At 71.3% G+C, this 20,959-nt stretch carries 18 protein-coding genes; 17 read left to right on the top strand and 1 reads right to left on the bottom strand.

Going from position 1 to position 20,959, the window contains the following annotated elements; genetic code table 11:
* Positions 1-18 precede the first annotated feature (18 nt).
* The 10 genes from DJ010_RS02040 (at position 19) to DJ010_RS01995 (ending at position 11,716) form a co-directional block, all read left to right on the top strand.
* Complete coding sequence (locus DJ010_RS02040) at positions 19-1,119, top strand: acyltransferase family protein (protein ID WP_109691946.1); 1,101 nt, start codon at positions 19-21, stop codon at positions 1,117-1,119.
* Positions 1,116-2,126, top strand: coding sequence for a DUF808 domain-containing protein (locus tag DJ010_RS02035; RefSeq protein ID WP_109691945.1), 1,011 nt, complete (start codon positions 1,116-1,118; stop codon positions 2,124-2,126). The genes DJ010_RS02040 and DJ010_RS02035 overlap by 4 nt, the downstream gene beginning before the upstream one ends.
* 137 nt (positions 2,127-2,263) lie before the next feature.
* Complete coding sequence (gene ahcY / locus DJ010_RS02030; RefSeq protein ID WP_109691944.1) at positions 2,264-3,706, top strand: adenosylhomocysteinase; 1,443 nt, start codon at positions 2,264-2,266, stop codon at positions 3,704-3,706.
* Positions 3,707-3,943: 237 nt separating this feature from the next.
* On the top strand, positions 3,944-4,651 hold the full coding sequence (gene mtrA / locus DJ010_RS02025) for an MtrAB system response regulator MtrA (protein WP_439331681.1): 708 nt from the start codon (positions 3,944-3,946) through the stop codon (positions 4,649-4,651).
* A gap of 14 nt (positions 4,652-4,665) precedes the next feature.
* The gene (gene mtrB, locus DJ010_RS02020; RefSeq protein WP_109691943.1) at positions 4,666-6,396 is read left to right on the top strand and encodes an MtrAB system histidine kinase MtrB; all 1,731 of its coding nucleotides are present in this window, start codon (positions 4,666-4,668) and stop codon (positions 6,394-6,396) included.
* Positions 6,393-8,120, top strand: a complete 1,728-nt coding sequence (locus tag DJ010_RS02015; RefSeq protein ID WP_109691942.1) for an LpqB family beta-propeller domain-containing protein — start codon at positions 6,393-6,395, stop codon at positions 8,118-8,120. Before mtrB ends, DJ010_RS02015 begins: the two co-directional genes overlap by 4 nt.
* A 78-nt stretch (positions 8,121-8,198) precedes the next feature.
* The gene (locus tag DJ010_RS02010; RefSeq protein WP_109691941.1) at positions 8,199-8,903 is read left to right on the top strand and encodes a ComF family protein; all 705 of its coding nucleotides are present in this window, start codon (positions 8,199-8,201) and stop codon (positions 8,901-8,903) included.
* A gap of 209 nt (positions 8,904-9,112) precedes the next feature.
* Positions 9,113-9,745: a ribosome hibernation-promoting factor, HPF/YfiA family gene (hpf, locus tag DJ010_RS02005; protein ID WP_109691940.1), complete on the top strand. Its 633-nt coding sequence runs from the start codon at positions 9,113-9,115 to the stop codon at positions 9,743-9,745.
* 38 nt (positions 9,746-9,783) lie between these two features.
* A complete protein-coding gene (locus DJ010_RS02000) occupies positions 9,784-10,452 on the top strand; it encodes a response regulator (protein WP_245927138.1) in 669 nt (222 codons plus the stop codon).
* Between the two features lie 40 nt (positions 10,453-10,492).
* Entirely contained in the window at positions 10,493-11,716 is a 1,224-nt protein-coding gene (locus DJ010_RS01995; protein ID WP_109691938.1) for a winged helix-turn-helix domain-containing protein, read from the top strand.
* Here the strand turns inward: DJ010_RS01995 and DJ010_RS01990 are convergent.
* Positions 11,673-13,112 (bottom strand): cytochrome P450, encoded by a 1,440-nt coding sequence (locus DJ010_RS01990; RefSeq protein WP_109691937.1) that lies wholly within the window; start codon positions 13,110-13,112, stop codon positions 11,673-11,675. The genes DJ010_RS01995 and DJ010_RS01990 overlap by 44 nt on opposite strands.
* Positions 13,113-13,228: 116 nt before the next feature.
* On the opposite strand from DJ010_RS01990, the gene ndk reads away from it, so the two are divergent.
* The 7 genes from ndk to DJ010_RS01955 all read left to right on the top strand — a co-directional run bounded on the left by ndk (position 13,229) and on the right by DJ010_RS01955 (position 20,956).
* Positions 13,229-13,639 carry a nucleoside-diphosphate kinase gene (gene ndk, locus DJ010_RS01985; RefSeq protein WP_109691936.1) on the top strand — a complete coding sequence of 137 codons (411 nt, stop codon included), beginning with the start codon at positions 13,229-13,231 and terminating at the stop codon, positions 13,637-13,639.
* Between the two features lie 235 nt (positions 13,640-13,874).
* The gene (locus tag DJ010_RS01980) at positions 13,875-14,906 is read left to right on the top strand and encodes a rod shape-determining protein (protein ID WP_281271108.1); all 1,032 of its coding nucleotides are present in this window, start codon (positions 13,875-13,877) and stop codon (positions 14,904-14,906) included.
* Positions 14,906-15,847, top strand: a complete 942-nt coding sequence (gene mreC / locus DJ010_RS01975; protein WP_109691935.1) for a rod shape-determining protein MreC — start codon at positions 14,906-14,908, stop codon at positions 15,845-15,847. The genes DJ010_RS01980 and mreC overlap by 1 nt, the downstream gene beginning before the upstream one ends.
* Positions 15,844-16,407 (top strand): rod shape-determining protein MreD, encoded by a 564-nt coding sequence (mreD, locus tag DJ010_RS01970; protein ID WP_109691934.1) that lies wholly within the window; start codon positions 15,844-15,846, stop codon positions 16,405-16,407. Before mreC ends, mreD begins: the two co-directional genes overlap by 4 nt.
* A gap of 5 nt (positions 16,408-16,412) precedes the next feature.
* Entirely contained in the window at positions 16,413-18,542 is a 2,130-nt protein-coding gene (gene mrdA / locus DJ010_RS01965) for a penicillin-binding protein 2 (protein ID WP_109692473.1), read from the top strand.
* Positions 18,543-18,545: 3 nt separating this feature from the next.
* Positions 18,546-19,763 (top strand): rod shape-determining protein RodA, encoded by a 1,218-nt coding sequence (rodA, locus tag DJ010_RS01960; protein WP_245927137.1) that lies wholly within the window; start codon positions 18,546-18,548, stop codon positions 19,761-19,763.
* A 53-nt stretch (positions 19,764-19,816) separates the two neighbouring features.
* Positions 19,817-20,956: an acyl-CoA dehydrogenase family protein gene (locus DJ010_RS01955; RefSeq protein WP_109691932.1), complete on the top strand. Its 1,140-nt coding sequence runs from the start codon at positions 19,817-19,819 to the stop codon at positions 20,954-20,956.
* The last annotated feature ends 3 nt before the right edge of the window (positions 20,957-20,959 follow it).

Raw genomic sequence — 20,959 nt, 5'->3', positions numbered from 1 at the left:
CGGGTAGCACGAGAGGTGATGCCCGCGCCTTCTCCTCCTGCCCGTGACCCCTGGCTCGACAACGCCAAGATGGCGCTCGTCACCCTCGTCGTCGTCGGCCACGGGATCGCGCTGCTGCCCGCCGACGGCTGGGTCGGCCGCTTCTACGACTTCCTCTACGCCTGGCACATGCCGGCGTTCGTGCTGGTGACCGGCTACCTGTCCCGCGCGTTCACCTACGCCCCCGAGCGGCTCTGGCAGCTGGTCCGCACGGTCGCCGTGCCGTACCTGGTCTTCGAGTGCCTGATGGCGCTCTTCCGGCTCCACTTCGGCGGCGAGGAGCTGGTGGACCTGTTCACGGATCCGCACTGGCCGCTGTGGTTCCTCCCTGCGCTCATCTGCTGGCGGTTGGTCACCCCGCTGTTCCGCGCGCTCCCCGCGCTGACCGCCGTCGTGCTCGCGGCCGGCCTCAGCGTGTGGTCGGGGACGATCCAGGGTGACACCGCGGAGCTGTTCGACCTGACCCGGATGCTCGGCTTCCTGCCGTTCTTCGTGCTGGGGCTGCACCTGACGCCGGAGCGGCTCGAGCGCCTGCGCGCGCCCGGCGCCCGTTGGCTCGCGGCTGCCGCGCTCGGCGGGCTGTGGCTGCTCGCGGCTCACATCGACGACCTGGCCGCGACCCACTGGCTCTACTGGGCGACGCCGTACGCCGAGCTCGGCGCCTCCGACCTCCGCGGCACCGTCACCCGGCTGGTCCTCTTCGGCATCGGCGTCGTCGGCACGCTGGCGTTCCTCGCGCTGGTGCCGCGCCTGTCGGGCTGGTTCAGCAGGATGGGTGCGGCGACCCTCGTGGTCTACCTGTGCCACGGGTTCTTCGTCCGCGGCCTGGAGTTCTCCGGCTACGGCGAGTGGGCCGCCGACCACCCCGCCATGGCCCCGCTGCTGACCATCGGCGGCGGCGTGCTGCTCTCGCTCACACTGGCCGCGCCGCCGGTCTCGCGTCGGCTGATGATCCTCGTCGACCCGTTCGGGCGGGCCGAGCAGCAGGTGAAGGAGGCGGTCCAGCTCAGCGTCGTCGCGCAGGAGACCGGTAATCTTCCGGCCATGCAGACCCCGCTGGCCGAGAACGTGACCCGATGAGCGCTGGCCTCTTCGGGCTCCTCGACGACGTCGCCGCGATCGCCCGACTGGCCGCTGCGTCCGTCGACGACGTCGGTGCCGCCGCGGGCCGGGCGACCACCAAGGCCGCGGGCGTGGTCATCGACGACACCGCGGTGACGCCGCAGTACGTGCACGGCATCGCCGCCGAGCGCGAGCTGCCGATCGTCAAGCGGATCGCCATCGGCTCGATCCGCAACAAGCTGCTGATCATCCTGCCGGCGGCGCTGCTGCTCAACGCGGTCCTGCCCGACCTGCTGCCGGTCATCCTGATGGCCGGCGGTACCTTCCTCTGCTACGAGGGGGCGCACAAGGTCTGGGGCATGGTCGCGGGCCACCACGACCACGACCGCCCGGTCGCCGAGATCGGCCCGGAGGCCGAGAAGCAGATGGTGTCGGGCGCCGTCCGCACCGACCTGATCCTGTCGGCCGAGATCATGGTGATCGCCCTCAACGAGGTTGCGGAGGAGAGCTTCTGGTCGCAGCTCGCGATCCTGCTCGTCGTCGCCGTCGTCATCACGATCGCGGTGTACGGCGTCGTCGCGCTCATCGTGAAGATGGACGACGCCGGTCTGCTGCTCACCCAGCGGGAGTCGGGCTTCGCCCAGCGCGTCGGCCGCGCGCTCGTCGCGGGCATGCCGAAGCTGCTGACCGTCATCTCCCTGGTCGGCACCGTCGCCATGCTCTGGGTCGGCGGCCACATCCTGCTGGTGAACCTCGCCGAGGTCGACTGGTGGCACGCGCCGTACGACTGGGTCCACCACCGCGAGGAGGACGTCCACCACGCCGTCGACGTCGCGGTGCTCGGACCCACGCTGGCGTGGCTGACCAACACGTTCTTCTCCGCGCTGGTCGGGCTGCTGGTGGGTGCGGTCGTGCTGGCCGTCGTTACCGTGCTGCCGTTCGGGAAGAAGCACGGCGAGGACGCGGCCCCTGCCGTCACCGAGCCGGCGGACGACTCGTCGGCCCCGCCTGCCGATCCGCACTAGTCCTCCCGAGTTCTTCCGGGATTCCTCGGGCGTCCGGACCCGCTTGTAGGGTGGGTACCAGTCCTGTGCGGGAGATCCCGACGAAGCGCAGATGCGCCGCAGAGACAGCCTCCGGAAGTCATCGAGGAAGAACTTTCATGGACTACAAGGTTGCTGACCTGAGCCTGGCCGAATTCGGCCGCAAGGAGCTCACCCTGGCCGAGCACGAGATGCCCGGCCTGATGGAGATGCGGGCGCGCTACGGCGACTCCAAGCCGCTGGCCGGCGCGCGCATCGCGGGCTCGCTGCACATGACCATCCAGACCGGCGTGCTCATCGAGACGCTGACCGCGCTCGGCGCCGACGTGCGCTGGGCCACCTGCAACATCTTCTCCACGCAGGACCACGCCGCTGCCGCGGTCGTCGTCGGCCCGAACGGCACCGTCGACAACCCCTCCGGCACGCCCGTGTTCGCCTGGAAGGGCGAGACCCTCGCGGAGTACTGGGACGAGGCCGAGAAGGTCTTCGACTTCACCGACGCCGACGGCAACCGGGTCGGCCCCAACATGCTGCTCGACGACGGCGGCGACATCACGCTGCTCGTCCACAAGGGTGTCGAGTTCGAGAAGGCCGGCGCCGTGCCGAGCCAGGACTCGACCGACAACGAGGAGTACAAGGAGGTCCTCCGGGTCCTCGCGCGTTCCCTCGAGAACGACCCGCAGCGGTGGACCAACATCGCCAACGGCATCAAGGGCGTCACCGAGGAGACCACCACCGGTGTGCACCGCCTCTACGAGCGCTTCCGCGAGGGCTCGCTGCTCTTCCCGGCGATCAACGTCAACGACTCGGTCACCAAGTCGAAGTTCGACAACAAGTACGGCTGCCGCCACTCGCTCATCGACGGCATCAACCGCGCCACCGACGTGATGATCGCCGGCAAGACCGCGGTCGTCTGCGGCTACGGCGACGTGGGCAAGGGCTCCGCTGAGTCGCTGCGCGGCCAGGGCGCCAAGGTCGTCATCACCGAGATCGACCCGATCTGCGCGCTGCAGGCGGCGATGGACGGCTACGAGGTCAAGCGCCTCGAGTCGGTCGTCGACTACGCCGACATCTTCATCACCACGACGGGCAACTTCGACATCATCAAGGTCGAGCACTTCGAGCGGATGAAGAACCAGGCCATCGTCGGCAACATCGGCCACTTCGACAACGAGATCGACATGGCCGGCCTCGCCCGGATCCCGGGCATCGTCAAGGACGAGATCAAGCCCCAGGTCCACCAGTGGATCTTCCCCGACGGCAAGAAGGTCATCGTGCTGTCGGAGGGCCGCCTGCTCAACCTCGGCAACGCGACCGGCCACCCGTCGTTCGTGATGTCGAACTCCTTCACCAACCAGGTGCTGGCCCAGGTCGAGCTGTTCACCAAGACCGACGACTACGAGGTCGGCGTCTACGTCCTCCCCAAGCACCTCGACGAGGAGGTCGCCCGGCTGCACCTCGACGCCCTCGGCGTCGAGCTGACCGAGCTGACCAAGGAGCAGGCCGAGTACATCGGCGTCGACGTGGCGGGTCCGTTCAAGAGCGACCACTACCGCTACTGAGCCCTGCGGGGTCAGCCCCGAACGACATGGGGTCCGAGACCAGCCGGGCGCGAGCTTGCTCGCGCTCGGCGTCGGTCGAGGAGGTCGAGTAGCGACCGCGAGCGAGGAACGAGCTCGCGACGGCACGTATCGAGCCCCGGTGAGACGAAAACCCTCCGGCGAGTGGGCACAGTCGCGGGGTCTCGATACGCCCTCGCCTAGCGGCTCGGGCTACTCGACCACCGTAGGATTGCCCGTGTGAACGCAGTGGCCGGGGCGTCGTCGTACGCGACGAAGGGGCGGGTGCTCGTCGTCGACGACGACGCGCCGCTCGCCGAGATGCTCGGCATCGTGCTGCGCCAGGAGGGCTTCGACAGCCAGGTCTGCATGCGGGGCGACGCGGCGCTCAGCGCCTTCCGCGACTACCGTCCCGACGTCGTGCTGCTCGACGTGATGCTGCCCGGCCGTGACGGCATCGACGTGTGCAAGGAGATCCGGGCCGAGTCGGGAGTGCCGATCGTCATGCTCACGGCGAAGGGCGACACGGTCGACGTCGTCGTCGGCCTGGAGTCCGGCGCCGACGACTACGTGGTGAAGCCGTTCAAGCCCAAGGAGCTGATCGCGCGGATCCGGGCGCGGGTACGACGGACCGACTCGGTCACATCGGAGACGCTGACCCTCAAGGACCTCACCATCGACGTCGCCGGGCACAGCGTGACCCGCGACGGCGAGGAGATCGCGCTGACACCGCTGGAGTTCGACCTCCTGCTGTGCCTCGCGCGCCGGCCGTGGCAGGTCTTCACCCGGCAGGTGCTGCTCGAGGAGGTGTGGGGCTACCACCACGCCGCCGACACCCGCCTGGTCAACGTGCACGTCCAGCGGCTGCGGTCGAAGGTGGAGCACGACCCGGAGCACCCCGAGATCGTCCTGACCGTGCGCGGGGTTGGCTACAAGGCCGGCAGCTAGATGGTCGGCTGATCATGCGGATCGCGCTGCCGTACGGGCTGCGTCGGGCGCTCACCTTCTGGCGGCGGTCGATCCAGGCGCGGGTGGTCGTCAGCACGCTGCTGCTGTCGGCGATCGTCATCAGCGCGGTCGGGTGGCTGCTGCTGCAGCAGACCCGCGAGGGCCTGCTGCGGCACCGCGTCGACGTCGTGGTCGGGGAGGTCGACGCCACGGTCGCCTACCACCGGGACCGGCTGTCGGCGGCGCGGGGGACCGAGGTCAACGCCAGCACCCAGCGCGCCGACCTGATCGACCCGATCATCGAGACCGGCGACAGCCGCGGCTACAGCGTGGTGCTCGGCGGCCCGGAGGAGACGGACATCGGCCTGAGCGACGGTGGCGCGCACCGCACCAGCGGCCTCGAGCTCACCAGCGTGCCGGCCCGGCTGGAGGCGCACTTCGACGGGCGGAACCGTTCGACGGCGTGGACCTACACCGAGATCGAACGCACCCTCGCCGACGGCACCACCGTCTCGGAGCCGGGGATCGTGGTCGGCTCGCAGGTGCGGCTCCCGGCCGACGGCCAGACCTACACGATCTACTTCCTGTTCCCGCTGACCGAGGAGGAGGAGACGCTCGGCCTGGTGACCCGCGCCCTGCTCACCGCGGCCGGCCTGCTGCTCGCGCTCGTCGCCGGGATCACCTGGCTGGTGACGCGGCAGGTCGTGACGCCGGTGCGGATGGCGCGCCGGGTGGCCGAGCGGCTCGCGGCCGGGCGCCTCCAGGAGCGGCTGCGGGTGAGCGGCGAGGACGACCTGGCGCGGCTGGCGCACTCGTTCAACCAGATGGCATCGAACCTGCAGCGGCAGATCCGGCAGCTCGAGGAGCTCAGCTGGGTGCAGCGACGGTTCGTGTCCGACGTGTCGCACGAGCTGCGCACGCCGCTGACCACCGTGCGGATGGCCGGCGACGTGCTGCACGACGCCCGGCGCGAGTTCGACCCGGCCACGGCGCGCGCGGCCGAGCTGCTCCAGGCCGAGCTGGACCGGTTCGAGGGGCTGCTCGTCGACCTGCTGGAGATCAGCCGATTCGACGCGGGCGCGGCCCTGCTCGACGTCGACGACATCAACCTCCTCGACCTGGCGCACCGGGTGGTCGACGCGGCCCGGCCGCTGGCCGACCAGCGCGGCGTGCGCGTCGAGGTCGAGCAGCCCGACAAGCCGGTGCGGGCGCAGGTCGACGCGCGACGGGTCGAGCGGATCCTGCGCAACCTCGTCACCAACGCGATCGACCACGCCTACCCCGACGACGTGGACCGGCCGATCGTCGTCCGGATGGCCGCCGACGACCAGGCCGCGGCGGTCACCGTGCGCGACCACGGGGTCGGGCTGGCGCCGGGGGAGTCCGCGATGGTCTTCAACCGGTTCTGGCGCTCCGACCCGGCGCGCGCCCGCACCAGCGGCGGCACCGGGCTCGGCCTGGCGATCTCGCTGGAGGACGCCCACTTGCACGGCGGGTGGCTGCAGGCGTGGGGCCGCCCCGGGGAGGGGGCGCAGTTCCGCCTCACCCTGCCGCGGCGCGCCGGGGACGTGGTGCGGCACAGCCCGCTGCCGTTGGCGCCGGTCGAGGCCCTCGACCTGCTCGAGGGCAGGGCGGCGCAGCACGACGTCGAGGACGACGAGCCGGACGGTCGGTACCGCCGCGAGGACGCACGCCAGGGCAGCCGGGACGGTGGCCGTGAGCCCAGCCGGGGGGTGACGTCATGAGCAGGGCGGCGCGCGCTGCGGCCGCTCTCGTGCTGGTGGTGCTGCTGACCGGTTGCGTGGGCCTGCCGCGCAGCGGCCCGGTCATCGACGCGAACGTGCCCGGCGACCAGAGCGGCGACCCGGTGTCGTCGTTCGACGGCCGCTCGCCGCAGCCGGGTGACTCCCGGCTCGCGATCGTGAACGGGTTCCTCGAGGCGATGATGGCGTGGCCGATCTCGACGAGCGCTGCGAAGGAGTACCTCGCCGAGGACGCCGCCGAGGAGTGGGACCCCACCTCGACGGTCGTCTACAGCGACCTGGCGACGCCGCAGGAGCGGGGCAGCTCGGTCAGCATCCGGATGCGGGACGCGGCGCTGCTCGACGAGTCCGGGGGCTGGCGCGGCGCCGTGCCCGCTGATCGCAGCACCCTCACCTTCCAGCTGACGGTCGAGGACGGGGAGTTCCGGATCCTCAACCCGATGGACGCGCTGGTGGTGCGGACCTCGTGGTTCCACGACCGCTACCGGCAGGCATCCCTCTACTACTTCGACCCCACGGGTGAGGTGCTCGTGCCCGAGCCGGTGTTCGTGCCGGTCGGCGACACGTTCGCGACCAGCCTGGTCACCGCGCTGCTGGCGGGCCCGCCACCGCGGCTGCGGGACGTCGTGACGTCGTACCTCCCCGACAACCTGACCGTCGGGCTCTCGGTGCCGGTCATCGACGGCGTGGCCACGCTCGACCTCAGCGGCGACGCCCTCACGCCGTCCCCGGCCGTGGCCGAGCTGATCCTCGCCCAGCTCGCCGCCACCGTCCGGCAGGAGCCGACGATCCGGGCGCTGCGGGTGACGATCGGTGGCGAGCTGCTCGACCCGCCCGGGTCCGAGACGACGTACGACGTGCGGGCCACCGACGACTACGACGCGGCCGACACCGGGTCGGCCGGTGTCCTCTACGGGCTGCGGCGCGGCCGGGTCGTGGCGGGCTCCTTCGACGACCTCCGTGAGGTCGACGGACCGCTCGGTCGCGAGCCGCACGACTACCGGTCGATGGCGGTCTCCCCGGTCGGCGACCGGATCGCCGCGGTCTCCGCGGACGGACGAGAGGTCACCGTCGCGCCGCTCCGCTCGCCCAGGAACGAGGTCGACACGCTGCCGGCCGGTGGCACCGCGTTCGCGCGACCGGCGTGGGACGCCTCGGGGCGACTCTGGCTGCTCGATCGACGCCCCGGAGGAGCCCGGGTGCTGGTGTCCGAGGACGGCGTGCGGGTCCGTGAGGTCCAGGTGTTCGGCGTCTCCGGCAGCGCTGCGCGGCGGATCCTGGTCTCGCGCGACGGGACCAGGCTCGTTGCCCTGGTCTCGCGACCGGGGGGCGACCAGCTGGTCTCGGCACGGGTCGTCCTCGACCAGAGCGGTCGCATCGCGCGGATCGTGGAGTCGACCGTGATCCGCTCCTTCGAAGGCGACCAGCGGGCCATCGACGTCGCGTGGACCGGGCCCGCCGAGATCGCGCTGCTCCTCCCCGCCCGTCCCGGCGAGCTGTTCGAGGTCCAGGCCGTGTCCGTCGACGGGGCCACCGTCGAGGGCGGCACCCCCTCGACGTTCGTGCCCGGCCGTGCGATCGGGCTGGCGGGCGAGCCCGATCCCGAGACGCCCGTCTACGCAGTCGCGCGCGACGAGCTCGGCGACGTCCGGACAGGCGTGCGCTACCCCGTCAAACCGGTGCGCGAGCTCGACTACGGCGGTTGACCGGTGCGGCCGGCGGTCCGTCCACAGGTGGCGGGTGGCCGGCTTGGCGTAGCCCGTCGCGCGTGGTCGCATCGAGGGGTGTCCCTGCTGTCCGGCCTGCTCGACGCGGGCTCCGACCTGCTGCTCGGCTCGGCCTGCGTCGGGTGCTCCGCACCCGGCCGGGTCCTCTGCGAGCGGTGCCGACGGGCGCTGCCGACGACGGCGACCGCGTGCTGGCCGACGCCGACCCCGGCGGGACTGGTGCCGCCCTTCGCGACCGGGGTCTACGACGACACCCTCCGCGCGCTCGTGCTCGGGCACAAGGAGCATCGGCTGCTCGGCCTCACCCGCCCGCTCGGTGAGCTGCTCGCGGTCTCGGTGCTCGTCGCGGCTGGAGCGGCCGACCCGTTGTTGCTGGTGCCGGTGCCCTCCCGCCCCGCCGCGGTGCGCGCCCGCGGTCACGACCCGACCCGGGCGATGACCCGTCACGCCGCGAGGATGCTGCGCGCCGACGGGCGCGAGGTGGGTGTGGCGCGGCTGCTGCGCACCCGGCCCGGCGTGGCCGACCAGGCGGGGCTCGACGCGGGTCAGCGGCACGACAACCTCGCCGGCTCGATGGCCAGCCCGGCGCGCGCCGTACGACGTCAGGCGGGTCGGCGCGCCCACGTCGTCGTCTGCGACGACGTGATCACGACCGGCGCCACCGCCCGCGAGGCGCAACGCGCGCTGGAGGCCGCCGGCGTTCCCGTGCTCGCGATCGCAGCGGTCGCCGCCACGGTCCGGCGGGCGCCGACCGGGACCTGAGTCCCTTCTCGGCCGCAAACCCTTTCGTGCCCTTGATCGACGCACTAACGTCTCATCATGGAGTCCCACCGGATTCGAGGCGACGTCGTTCGGACGTCGAGCCCGCCGGTGAGGTGGCCGCTCGGCGGCCCTCCGCTCGGCGATCGCTGAAGAGTCGGTCGCGCCCACAGTTGAATACATGTCCCATCGACCAACACTGGAGGTACCTGATGGACGTCGTGGTCACCGGACGGCACTGCGAGATCTCTGATCGGTTTCGCGAGCACGCCGCCGAGAAGCTGGCGAAGCTGGAGAAGCACGATCATCGGATCATGCGGGTCCACGTCGAGGTGGATTGTGAACCCAACCCGCGCCAGCACGACCACTCCGTCCACGTGGAGCTCACGGCCTTCTCGAAGGGCCCGGTGATCCGCGCCGAGGCCGCCGCCGACGACAAGCACGCCGCCCTCGACCTCGCCCTCGACAAGATGGCCTCGCAGATGCGCAAGGCCGCCGACCGCCGCCGGGTGCACCGCGGCCGTCGCGCGCCGGTCTCGGTGGGGCAGGCACTGGCCGGTGTCCCGGTCGACGGGCTCGGCGCCACCGACACCGTCACCGAGGCCGGCGACACCGTCGAGGAGCGACGCGTGGGACCGATCGAGGTCACCGGCGACGGCCCGCTCGTCGTCCGCGAGAAGACCCACCCGGCGAGCCCGATGACGCTCGACCAGGCCCTCTACGAGATGGAGCTGGTCGGCCACGACTTCTACCTCTACGTCGACAAGGAGAGCGAGCGACCGGCCGTCGTCTACCGACGCCGCGGCTACGACTACGGCGTCATCTCCCTCGATCTGGGCGAGTAGCACGGGGCGCCGCGGCGCTTCCGTGCCATGATTCTCGGGTGGCGAATGGTAACGAGCCGGTACGGGTGCTGGTGGTCGACGACCATGAGCTGTTCCGACGAGGCCTGACCATGCTCCTCGGTGTCGAAGACGGCATCGAGGTGGTGGGCGAGGCCAGCGACGGGGCGGAGGGCACGGCGTTGGCCGTGAGCACCGCCCCCGACGTCGTGCTGCTCGACGTCCGGATGCCGAAACAGTCGGGCATCGAGGCGTGCGTCGCCATCAAAGCGGCCTCCCCGTCCACGAAGATCGTCATGCTGACGGTCTCCGACGAGGAGGCCGACCTGTACGAGGCGGTGAAGAACGGCGCCTCGGGCTACCTGCTCAAGGACTCCTCCATCGAGGAGGTGGCCCAGGGCATCCGCGTCGTCGCCGAGGGACAGTCGCTGATCAGCCCGTCGATGGCGGCCAAGCTCATCGACGAGTTCAAGACGATGTCCCGCCCCGACCGCTCGTCGGGCCCGGCCCTCAAGCTCACCGAGCGCGAGCTCGACGTGCTCCGCCTGGTCGCCAAGGGCCTCAGCAACCGCGACGTCGCCCACCGCCTCGCCATCAGCGAGAACACGGTGAAGAACCACGTCCGCAACATGCTGGAGAAGCTGCAGCTCCACTCCCGGATGGAGGCTGTCATGTACGCCGTCCGGGAGAAGCTGGTCGAGCTCGAGTAGGCACGCAGGGCTGTCGGTCCCCAGCCGTAGGGTCGGAACCGTGCAGTCGCTCAGCCTCGCGCAAGCCCGCCGGATCGCCCTCGCGGCCCAGGGTTTCGCCGACAAGCGGCACGAGGTGCCGACCATGCGGACCTTCCAGCGCACGCTCGCGCGGACGGGGGTGCTGCAGGTCGACTCGGTCAACGTGCTGCAGCGCGCGCACTACATGCCGCTGTACTCCCGGATGGGCCCGTACGACGTCGACCTGCTCCGGCGCGCGGCGGAGAGCCGGCCCCGACGAGTGGTGGAGTACTGGGCGCACGTCCAGGCGTTCATGCCGGTCGAGCTGTGGCCGGTGATGCGGTTCCGGATGCAGCACTACGCCGAGCGCGAGTTCAAGTGGTGGCCCGGCGTCGACCCCGTGCTCAAGGAGCGGGTCCTCCAGGAGGTGGCCGATCGCGGACCGGTGACGGCGCGTGACCTCGAGGACGGCGCCCCGCGCGAGAAGAAGCACTGGGGCTGGAACTGGTCGGAGGCCCGCAAGGCGCTCGACATCCTCTACATGACCGGCGACGTCGCGATCGCGGGCCGCACCAGCCAGTTCGAGGTGCGCTACGACCTCCCGGAGCGGGTGCTCCCGGCCGAGGTGCTCGCGGCGCCGGCGCTCACCGAGGACGAGGCCGTCCTCGAGCTGGTACGACGCTCCGCCCGCTCCCACGGCGTGGCCAGCGCGAACTGCCTGGCCGACTACTACCGGATCAAGGTCGGCCCGGCCCGCGCGGCCGCCGAGGAGCTGGTGGCCGCGGGCGAGCTCGAACGGGTGACGGTCGAGGGCTGGAAGCGCCCGGCGTACCTCCACCGCGACGCCCGGCTCCCGCGCCGGATCGGCGCCAGCACCCTGCTCAGCCCGTTCGACCCGGTCGTGTGGGAGCGGGCGCGCAGCGAGGCGATCTTCGACTTCCACTACCGCATCGAGATCTACACGCCCGCGGCCAAGCGGGTGCACGGCTACTACGTGCTGCCGTTCCTCCTCGGCGACCGGATCGTCGGCCGCGTCGACCTCAAGGCGGACCGCGCGACCCGGGTGCTCCTCGTTCAGGGGTCGTACGCCGAGCCCGGTGCTCCGGCCGGGACGGCGGCCGAGCTCGCGGGGGAGCTGTGGCGCCTCGCGGGCTGGCTCGGGCTCGACGACGTGGTGGTCGCGCCCCGGGGCGATCTCGCCGCCGCGGTCGCGGCCGAAGTCAGCCGCTCGCAGCCGGTCGCGGCGCCAGCGCCCGCAGGGTGACCGGGAACTCGTCGGTGGGCACCAGCAGCGCGGTGTGGTCCCACTCGATCTCGTAGTCGGGCGGCACCTCGAGCCGGTAGCGGGTGAGCACGGTGTGCATCAGCGTCTTGACCTCGTTGGTGCCGAACGCCATCCCGATGCACTTGTGGGCTCCGCCGCCGAACGGCACGTAGCCGAACCGGTGCGCCTTGTGCTCGGTGCGCGGGTCGGCGAACCGGGTCGGGTCGAAGTCGTCGCCGTTGACCCAGTGGTCGCCGAGCAGGTGCAGCCCGCCCGGCGCGACGTTGATGATCGTGCCTTTCGGGACGTAGTGCCCGTCCAGCGCGGTGTCGGCAGTCGTCCTCCGCACCAACGCCGGCACCGGCGCGACCAACCGCATCGCCTCCTTGAAGACCAGGTCCAGGGTGGCCAGCGACTCGAGCTGCTCGATCGTGGGCCGGTCGGTGCCGAGCGCGAACGACTCCTCGCGGGCCTGCTCCTGCCAATCGGGGTGCTTGGCGAAGTAGAACGCCATCGCGGTGGCGGTGATGGTCGAGGTGTCGTGGGCGGCCATCATCAGGAAGATCATGTGGTTCACGACGTCGTCGTCGGTGAACCGCACTCCCTCCTCGCTCTCGATGTGGCACAGCGCGGAGAACAGGTCGGTGTCCCGCGAAGCCCGCTTGGTGGGGATCAGCCGCCGGAAGTAGGCCTCCAGCTGCCGGCGGCCGGCGAGCCCGCGATTCCAGCGGGTGTTGAGCACCGGCACCTCGGCGCGGATGAGGCCGGTGCCGGCCCGCACGGTGTCGATGAACGCCTGGGTGAGCGCGTGGGTCTCCGCGCTCGGCTCGGCGCCCATGAACACCTCGGTGGCGACGTCGAGGGAGAGCTGCTTGATGGCGGGGTAGAGCCGCATCGGCCGGTCGGTCGGCCAGGCCGGCACCCCGCGGTCGATCACCGACTGCACCTTGGTCTGGTAGCCCTCGAGCCGCGGCCGGGTGAACGCCTCCTGCATGATCCGACGGTGCAGGTGGTGCTCCTCGCCGTCGAGCAGCATCAGGCCGCGGGTGAAGAACGGGCCGATGAAGAACTCCCAGCCCGACTGGGAGTAGACCTTGTCCTTGTTCTGGACGACCTCCTGGACGGCGTCGGGCCCCATCACCCACACCGACCGCGTGCCGAAGGCGCGGGTCCAGAAGACGTCGCCGTACTTCGCCCGGTAACGGCGCGCGGCCGCCTCCGCGTCACGGATCAGCTCCACCGTCTTGCCGAGGACGGGGAGCCCGACCTCGCCCAGCACGGGCCGCAGCCCGCTGCCCGCCGGCGGCTCGGCGAGGGGGACCGGTCGGGTGCCGACCCGCTCCTGGACCGCCTCGAGCAGCCGGTCGCCCGGGAAGTGCAGCAACGTCGGTCGCATCGCGTCCCTCGCCTCCGCGCTGAGGTGGTAGAAGCCGGCCCGAACCTACCAGCGCGCTCCGGCCGCAGGCGGTGCCTCGTGCTGCTGCTCGGGCCGTCGTCGGTAGAGTCCCGCGGGTGACCCAACGCACCCTGGTCCTCATCAAGCCCGATGCCGTCCGCCGCGGGCTGGTCGGCAACGTGCTCTCCCGGTTCGAGGCCAAGGGCCTCACGATCGTCGCGATGGAGCACCGGCACATCGACGCCGCGCAGGCCGAGGCGCACTACGCCGAGCACGTCGAGCGCGACTTCTACCCGCCGCTGCGCACGTTCGTCACCAGCGGGCCGCTGGTTGCGCTCGTCCTCGAGGGCGACGAGGCGATCGAGGTGGTCCGCCTCGTCAACGGCGCGACCGACGGCCGCAAGGCCGCCCCCGGCACCATCCGCGGCGACCTCTCGCTCTCCAACCGCGAGAACCTGGTCCATGGCTCCGACTCGCCCGAGTCCGCCGAGCGGGAGATCGCGCTCTGGTTCCCGTCGCTCGACTGAGGTCTCGACGGGCTCGACCACCACGATCACACCCGTAACATCCGCCTCACTTACCACGGCGTGCCTCCGTGGTAACAGGCTGACCCTTACCTACGCTCGCTGACGGAGGGTCCCGGATCGTGCGCTCGGGGCCCGCCCCGGCGTACCGCCTCCGCGGGGTGCGACGGCTTCCCCGTCGCGCACGGCTGGGCCGACCTGGCAGAGGCGGCCCGAGGGACGTCTGCGAGGGCATGCGTTGAGGGCGAACAGCATCATCGGCCGGGACCTGGCCGTCGACCTCGGCACGGCCAACACGCTGGTCTACGTCCGGCGCCGCGGGGTGCTGCTCGACGAGCCGAGCGTCGTCGCCCTCAACGACTCGACCGGCGAGGTGATCGCGGTCGGCCACGAGGCGAAGGCGATGATGGGCCGCACGCCCGACAACATCACCGCGCTGCGCCCGCTCCGCGACGGCGTCATCGCCGACTTCGAGGCGACCGAGCAGATGCTGCGCCAGTTCATCGCGCGCGTGCACCGGCGCCGCTACTTCGCCAAGCCGCGGATGGTGATCTGCGTGCCGAGCGCGATCACCCCCGTCGAGCAACGTGCGGTCAAGGAGGCGGGCTACCAGGCCGGCGCCCGCCGGGTCTACGTCGTCGAGGAGCCGATGGCGGCCGCGATCGGCGCCGGTCTCCCCGTCCACCAGCCGACCGGCAACATGGTCGTCGACGTCGGCGGGGGCACGACGGAGGTCGCGGTGATCTCGCTCGGCGGCATCGTCACCAGCCTCAGCATCCGCACCGCCGGCGACGAGCTCGACGCCGCGATCGTGGCGTGGATGAAGAAGGAGCACGGGCTCATGCTCGGCGAGCGCACCGCCGAGGAGGTCAAGCTGACCCTCGGCTCGGCGTTCCCGGCGCCGCGCGAGCCCGAGGGCGAGGTCCGCGGCCGCGACCTGGTCACCGGCCTGCCGCGCACCGTCACCGTCACCGCCGCCGACATCCGGCACGCGCTGGACGAGCCGCTGCACGCGATCGTCGACGCCGTCCGCGTCACCCTCGACCAGACGCCGCCCGAGCTCGCCGGCGACATCATGGACCGCGGCATCGTCCTCACCGGCGGGGGAGCGCTGCTGCACGGGCTCGACGAGCGGATCCGGCACGAGACCGGGATGCCGGTCCACGTCGCCGAGGACCCGCTGGTGTCCGTCGCCGTCGGCGCCGGCCGCTGCGTGGAGGAGTTCGAGGCGCTCCAGCAGGTCCTCGTGACCAACCCGAGGCGCTTCTGATGTCACTCGACACCCGGCCACCGCGGCAGACCCCGGTCCGCCACGTCGCGACGCCGCGGGAGCGCGACGAGCAGCGCGGGCTGCCGACCCGTTCGCTGCTGCTGGCGCTGGTCCTGGCCTGCATCACCCTCATGGTCGTCGACCGCACCAGCGGCGAGGACTCGCCCGTCGAGCCGGTGCGCCGGGTCGTCGGAGAGGTGCTCGGCCCGGCCGAGGCCGGCGTCAACGCCGTGCTCGGACCGGTCCTCGGCCTCCCCGAGATGCTGCGCACCAACGACGCGCTCCGCGAGGAGATCGCCGCCCAGGACGACGAGATCGCCGAGCTCCGGCGCGAGGCCCACCAGAACCCCTACGACGTCGCCCGCGCCGAGGACCTCCGCGCGCTGTGCGCGATGGCCACCAACACCGGCTACCTGCTCGCGCCGGCCCGGTTCAGCGGCTACAGCTCGGCCCAGTCGTTCTCCAGCACCATCAGCATCGACGCCGGCGCCGACGCGGGCATCCGTCCGGACATGACGGTCGTCAACGGCGACGGTCTGGTCGGCCGCGTGCTGGAGGTGACCTCGCACACCTCGACCGTGCTGCTCATCGTCGACGCCGACTCCACCGTCGGCGGCAAGCTCGGCGAGAGCCTCGAGAGCGGGTTCGTCGACGGCCGCGGCGGCCTCGCCGACGGCGACCCGTTGGACCTGCGGCTGGTCGACAACACCGTGCTTCCCGAGCAGGGCCAGCAGGTCGTCACCTGGGGCAGCGAGGGCACCGGCCCCTATGTCGCCGGCATCCCGATCGGCGAGGTGTCCAAGGTCTACGAGGACATTCGGGCCGGCACCTACCGCGCCGTGCTCGAGCCGTACGTCGACTTCACCTCGCTCGGTGACCTCGCGGTCGTGGTGCCCACGGGCGAGGACACCCGTGTGATCGAGCCGGAGGCGTGCTCATGAGGGGGAACTCGCGGCTGGTCGCCGCCCTGCTGATCGTCGTGACCGCCCTGCTCGTGCAGGTCACCGTGCTCCCGCACCTGGCCTGGAACGGCGTGGTGCCCGACCTGGTGCTGCTCTCCGTCGTCGGCGCTGCGCTGGTCACCGACCCCCGGTTCGCCACCCTCCTCGGCTTCGGCGCCGGCCTGCTGCTCGACGTCGCGCCCCCCGCCGACCACGCCGCCGGCCGCTGGGCGCTGGCGCTGCTCGTCGTGGGGTACGTCGTGGCCCGGCTTGCCCACGACTATCAGGCCGCGCAGCCCGGTCCGCAGCCAGCGAGCACCCCGCGGCCGCCGTACCTGCTGATGCTCGTGGCCGGTGCCGGCGGCGCGTTCGTCGGCACGTCGCTGTTCGCCCTCACCGGCCTGCTGCTGCAAGACCCCGCGGTCGGCGTCGGCGCCCTGCTCGAGGTGGTCCTCGCCGCGGTCGCGTACGACGCGCTGGTCGCTGCCGTGGCCGTTCCGCTCGTCGTGTGGGTCTTCCGCCGCGAGCCCGCACCCCGAGTGGCCCACGTCCTGCGATGACCTCGATGACCCCGACGACAGCGACCTCCTCCCACCGCAGCCGGCTGCGCCTCATCGTCATCCAGGCCCTCGTCTTCTCGCTGCTCGCGACCCTCGGCGCACGGCTCTACTACCTCCAGGTGGTGACGGGGGAGGAGTACCAGGGCAAGGCCGCGTCCCAGTCGGTGCGCGATATCGTCGTCCAGCCGCAGCGCGGTCTCATCGTCGACGCGGAGGGCCGCCCGCTGGTCACCAACCGGCTCACCTGGGTCGCCTCCGTCGACCGGACGCTGATCGGCCGGATGGAGCCGCGGCTGCGCAAGCGCCTGCTCGAGCGGGTCGGCCGCGTGATCGGCGTGGAGCCGCGCGAGATCGCCCGGAAGCTGGTGCTGTGCGGCACCGAGGGTGCGAAGGAGGGCGTGTGCTGGAACGGCTCGCCCTACCAGCCGGTCCCGGTCGCGCAGGACCTCGACGACGTCACCGCGCTGCGCATCAACGAGCAGCCGGAGGACTTCCCCGGGGTCGTGGTCGCGCAGCAGACGGTCCGCGACTACCCACAGCCCTACGGCATCAACGCCGCCCACCTGCTCGGCTACCTCAGCCCGATCACCGAGGACGAGCTGACCGCGGCCGAGGTCGGCGGTGACACGTCGGTCAACGGTGCGTCGGTCGTCGGCCGCGCCGGCGTCGAGAAGGAGTACGACGCGTGGTTGCGCGGCCAGCCCGGCTACGAGCGGGTGAAGGTCAACGCCAACGGCGAGGTGATCGGCGAGGAGGGTGACGTCCGGTCCCAGCCCGGCGACACGCTCGTCACCTCCATCGACGCGAAGGTGCAGAGCATCGTGGAGCGGCAGCTCCACCGGATGATCATGACCCAGCGGGCGACGGTCGACCCGGTCACCGGGCGGAGGTTCGAGGCCGACTCCGGCGCCGCCGTCGTGATGGACGTGCACACGGGCCGGATCGTCGCGATGGCCAGCCAGCCGACGTACGACCCCGAGATCTGGGCCGGCGGCATCACCCAGAAGCAGCTCAAGCACCTCTACTCCGAGGCCGCCGGCACGCCGCTCCTCGGCCGGGCGCTGCAGGGCCAGTTCGCGCCGGGGTCCACCTGGAAGCCGTTCATGACCGCCGGTGCGCTCACCCACGGCTACGGCCCCGACACCCGGCTCGACTGCTCCTCGGCGTTCCGGGTCGGCAACCGCGACTTCAAGAACTACGAGTCCGGCGCCTACGGCTACATCTCCTTCGCCGACGCGCTCCGGGTCTCCTGCAACACCTTCTTCTACCGGATCGGCTACGACTACTGGCAGCGCTTCGGCTCCGACGTCGCCGACGTCGACGCCAAGGACCCGCTGGTCGAGCAGGCGCTGGACTTCGGCTTCGGCAAGCCCACCGGGATCGACATCCCCGGGGAGTCGTCGGGACGGATCGCGGACCGGAAGTGGAAGCGCTCCTACTACAAGCAGATGAAGGACTACTACTGCGGCATCGCCGACAAGCCGCAGGACGCGAAGACCAGCGACTTCGTCTACAAGTTCGCCTACGAGTTCTGCGTCGAGGGCTACGCCTACCGCGCCGGCGACGCCGTCAACTTCGCGATCGGTCAGGGCGACACCATCGTCACTCCGCTCCAGCTCGCCCGCGCCTACGCCGCCCTCGCCAACGGGGGCACCCTCTGGGAGCCGCGGGTCGGCAAGGCGATCGTGTCGCCCGACGGCAGCGTGATCCGCAAGATCCCGCCGTCGAAGCAGGGCGAGGTCGACGTGCCGAAGGCGGTCCTCGACTACATCGACGAGGCACTCAAGGAGGTGCCGCGCACGGGCACCCTGGCGTGGAAGCTCGGCGGCTTCCCGCTCGACGACGTCGTGCTCCGCGCCAAGACCGGGTCCGCGGAGGTCTACGGCAAGCAGTCGACGGGCTGGGTGGCGTCGTACTCCGACGACTACGTGGTCGTGATGATGATCAGCCAGGGCGGCACCGGCTCCGGCTCGACAGGGGACGGGATCCGCAAGATCTGGGAAGCCCTGTACGGCGTCGACGGCGAGACCGTGCGCCCCGACCGCTCCGCGATCGAGGGCACGACGCCTCCCGAGCGGCTGCCGGTCTTTGGCCGCGACGGCTCGATCCTGCCGCCGACCCGCGAGGAGGACTGAGGCATGACTGGCATGACGGCGACCCGGACCTCGGCACGGTCGCGCCGCGTCGACAGCGGCGGGCTGCGCTGGCGTGAGCTCGACTGGGTGCTGCTGGGCGCGGTCGTCGTGCTCGGCGCGGTCGGCTGCGTGCTCGTCTGGTCAGCGACGGTCCACCGCGACGACCTCACCGGCGGTGACCCCAGGGCGTTCCTCGCCAAGCAGCTGGTCAACCTCGGCATCGGCGTGGGTCTGATGGCGCTGGTCGCCGCGACCGATCACCGGTGGGTGCGGATCCTCGCGCCGGTGGCGTACGGCGCCTCGGTGGTCGGCCTCGTGCTCGTGCTGGTGATGGGCACGACCATCAACGGCTCGCGGTCGTGGCTGATGCTGGGCGGCCTGTCGCTGCAGCCCGCCGAGCTGGCCAAGCTGGCCGTGATCGTCGGCATGGCGCTCGTCGTCGCCGAGCGGTCGGAGGGGAGGTGGCGTGACCGGGTCGGGACCGTCGACGTGGTGTTGATGCTCACCGTCGCCGCGGTGCCGGCCGTCCTGATCCTCGCGCAGCCCGACCTCGGCACCATGCTCGTGCTGAGCGCCACCGTCTTCGGCGTGATCGCCGCGTCCGGGGCGCACCGTCGGTGGCTGGTCGTCCTGGCCGGCTCCGGCGTGCTGGTGGCGGTCTTCGCGGTCGCGACCGGGTTCCTCGAGCAGTACCAGGTCGACCGGTTCCTCGCGTTCACCGACCCCGGCCGCGACCCGCGCGGCGCCGGCTACAACGTCGAGCAGGCCCGGATCGCCGTCGGGAACGGCGGCCTCTTCGGCCAAGGCCTCTTCGACGGCTCCCAGACCGGCTCCGGGTTCGTGCCCGAGCAGCACACCGACTTCGTCTTCACCGTCGCGGGGGAGGAGCTCGGCCTCGTCGGTGCCGCCTTCCTCATCGCGCTGCTCGGCATCGTGCTGTGGCGGGCGCTGCGGATCGCGACCCGCACCGACGACGTCTTCGGCCGGATCGCCGCCGCGGGCATCGCCTGCTGGTTCGGCTTCCAGGCCTTCCAGAACATCGGCATGTGCGTCGGCATCATGCCGGTCACGGGTGTGCCGCTCCCGTTCGTCTCCTACGGCGGCTCCTCGATGTTCGCCGGCATGCTCGCGGTCGGACTGCTGCAGAACATCCACCTGCGCACGCTCTCGGCGCCCGCCTCCCGGATGCAGCCCGCCCAGCGGGTGCTGGTCCGCGGCTGACGGCGCGGGCGGCTCATTGACACCATGACTGTGACAGTTCTACTGTCATAGTCATGCGCGACATCTTCGAAGCCGAGCACGAGGACTTCCGGCACACCGTCCGGACCTTCTTCGAGAAGGAGGTCACGCCCGACCACGAGCAGTGGGAGCGCGACGGCATCGTGCCGCGCGAGCTCTGGCTGAAGGCGGGCGAGGCCGGACTGCTCTGCTTCGACGTGCCCGAGGAGTACGGCGGCCCCGGCATCGACGACTTCCGGTTCAACCAGATCCTGTCCGAGGAGCAGACCCGGGCCGGCGCCAACGGCCCCGGCTTCTCGGTGCACACCGACATCATCGTCCCCTACCTGACCAGCCTCGCGACGGAGGAGCAGAAGCAGCGCTGGCTGCCGGGTTGCGTGTCCGGCGAGCTGATCACCGCGATCGCGATGACCGAGCCCGGCGCCGGTTCCGACCTGCAGGGGGTGCGGACGACCGCCGTCGACCAGGGCGACCACTACGTCCTCAACGGCTCCAAGACGTTCATCTCCAACGGCATCAACGCCGACCTCGTCATCGTCGTCGCGCGGACCGACCCGGAGGCCGGCCACAAGGGCATCAGCCTGCTCGTGGTGGAGCGCGGCATGGAGGGCTTCGAGCGCGGCCGCAACCTCGACAAGATCGGCCTGCACGCCCAGGACACCGCGGAGCTGTCGTTCACCGACGTCCGGGTGCCGAAGGAGAACCTGCTCGGCGAGGAGGGCTCCGGCTTCATCTCGCTGATGATGAACCTCCCGCAGGAGCGGCTGATCATCGCCTGCCAGGCCGCCGCCGCGTGCGAGGCGATCGTCGACATGTGCCTCGACTACGCCAAGACCCGGCAGGCCTTCGGCAAGCCGATCGGCAAGTTCCAGCACAACCGGTTCCTGATCGCGGAGATGCACACCGAGGCCACGATCACCCGCACCTTCGTCGACGACTGCGTGAAGAAGCACATCGACGGCAAGCTCGACGCGGTCGGCGCCTCGCAGGCGAAGTACTGGGCCACGGAGCTGCAGAACAAGCTGGTCAACCAGGCGGTCCAGCTCCACGGCGGCTACGGCTACATGATGGAGTACCCGATCGCGCGGGCCTACCTGGACAGCCGGATCTCGACGATCTACGGCGGCACGACCGAGATCCAGAAGGAGATCATCGGGCGTAGCCTCGGGCTCTAGACG

This window comes from Nocardioides silvaticus (assembly GCF_003160695.1).
GTDB classification, from domain to species: domain Bacteria; phylum Actinomycetota; class Actinomycetes; order Propionibacteriales; family Nocardioidaceae; genus Nocardioides; species Nocardioides silvaticus.
The sequence above is the reverse complement of the archived record's forward strand: the minus strand, read 5'-3'. Positions and strand labels throughout refer to the sequence as shown.

What these genes read in the sequence shown, in the direction of transcription:
- DJ010_RS01990 (WP_109691937.1), bottom strand. Translation starts at nt 13,112, where the DNA reads ATGCGACCGACGTTGCTGCACTTCCCGGGCGACCGGCTGCTCGAGGCG.
- mreC (WP_109691935.1), top strand. Translation starts at nt 14,906, where the DNA reads ATGTCACTCGACACCCGGCCACCGCGGCAGACCCCGGTCCGCCACGTC.
- mreD (WP_109691934.1), top strand. Translation starts at nt 15,844, where the DNA reads ATGAGGGGGAACTCGCGGCTGGTCGCCGCCCTGCTGATCGTCGTGACC.
- ahcY (WP_109691944.1), top strand. Translation starts at nt 2,264, where the DNA reads ATGGACTACAAGGTTGCTGACCTGAGCCTGGCCGAATTCGGCCGCAAG.
- hpf (WP_109691940.1), top strand. Translation starts at nt 9,113, where the DNA reads ATGGACGTCGTGGTCACCGGACGGCACTGCGAGATCTCTGATCGGTTT.
- DJ010_RS01955 (WP_109691932.1), top strand. Translation starts at nt 19,817, where the DNA reads ATGCGCGACATCTTCGAAGCCGAGCACGAGGACTTCCGGCACACCGTC.
- DJ010_RS02040 (WP_109691946.1), top strand. Translation starts at nt 19, where the DNA reads ATGCCCGCGCCTTCTCCTCCTGCCCGTGACCCCTGGCTCGACAACGCC.
- rodA (WP_245927137.1), top strand. Translation starts at nt 18,546, where the DNA reads ATGACTGGCATGACGGCGACCCGGACCTCGGCACGGTCGCGCCGCGTC.
- DJ010_RS02015 (WP_109691942.1), top strand. Translation starts at nt 6,393, where the DNA reads ATGAGCAGGGCGGCGCGCGCTGCGGCCGCTCTCGTGCTGGTGGTGCTG.
- DJ010_RS02035 (WP_109691945.1), top strand. Translation starts at nt 1,116, where the DNA reads ATGAGCGCTGGCCTCTTCGGGCTCCTCGACGACGTCGCCGCGATCGCC.
- mtrB (WP_109691943.1), top strand. Translation starts at nt 4,666, where the DNA reads ATGCGGATCGCGCTGCCGTACGGGCTGCGTCGGGCGCTCACCTTCTGG.
- mrdA (WP_109692473.1), top strand. Translation starts at nt 16,413, where the DNA reads ATGACCCCGACGACAGCGACCTCCTCCCACCGCAGCCGGCTGCGCCTC.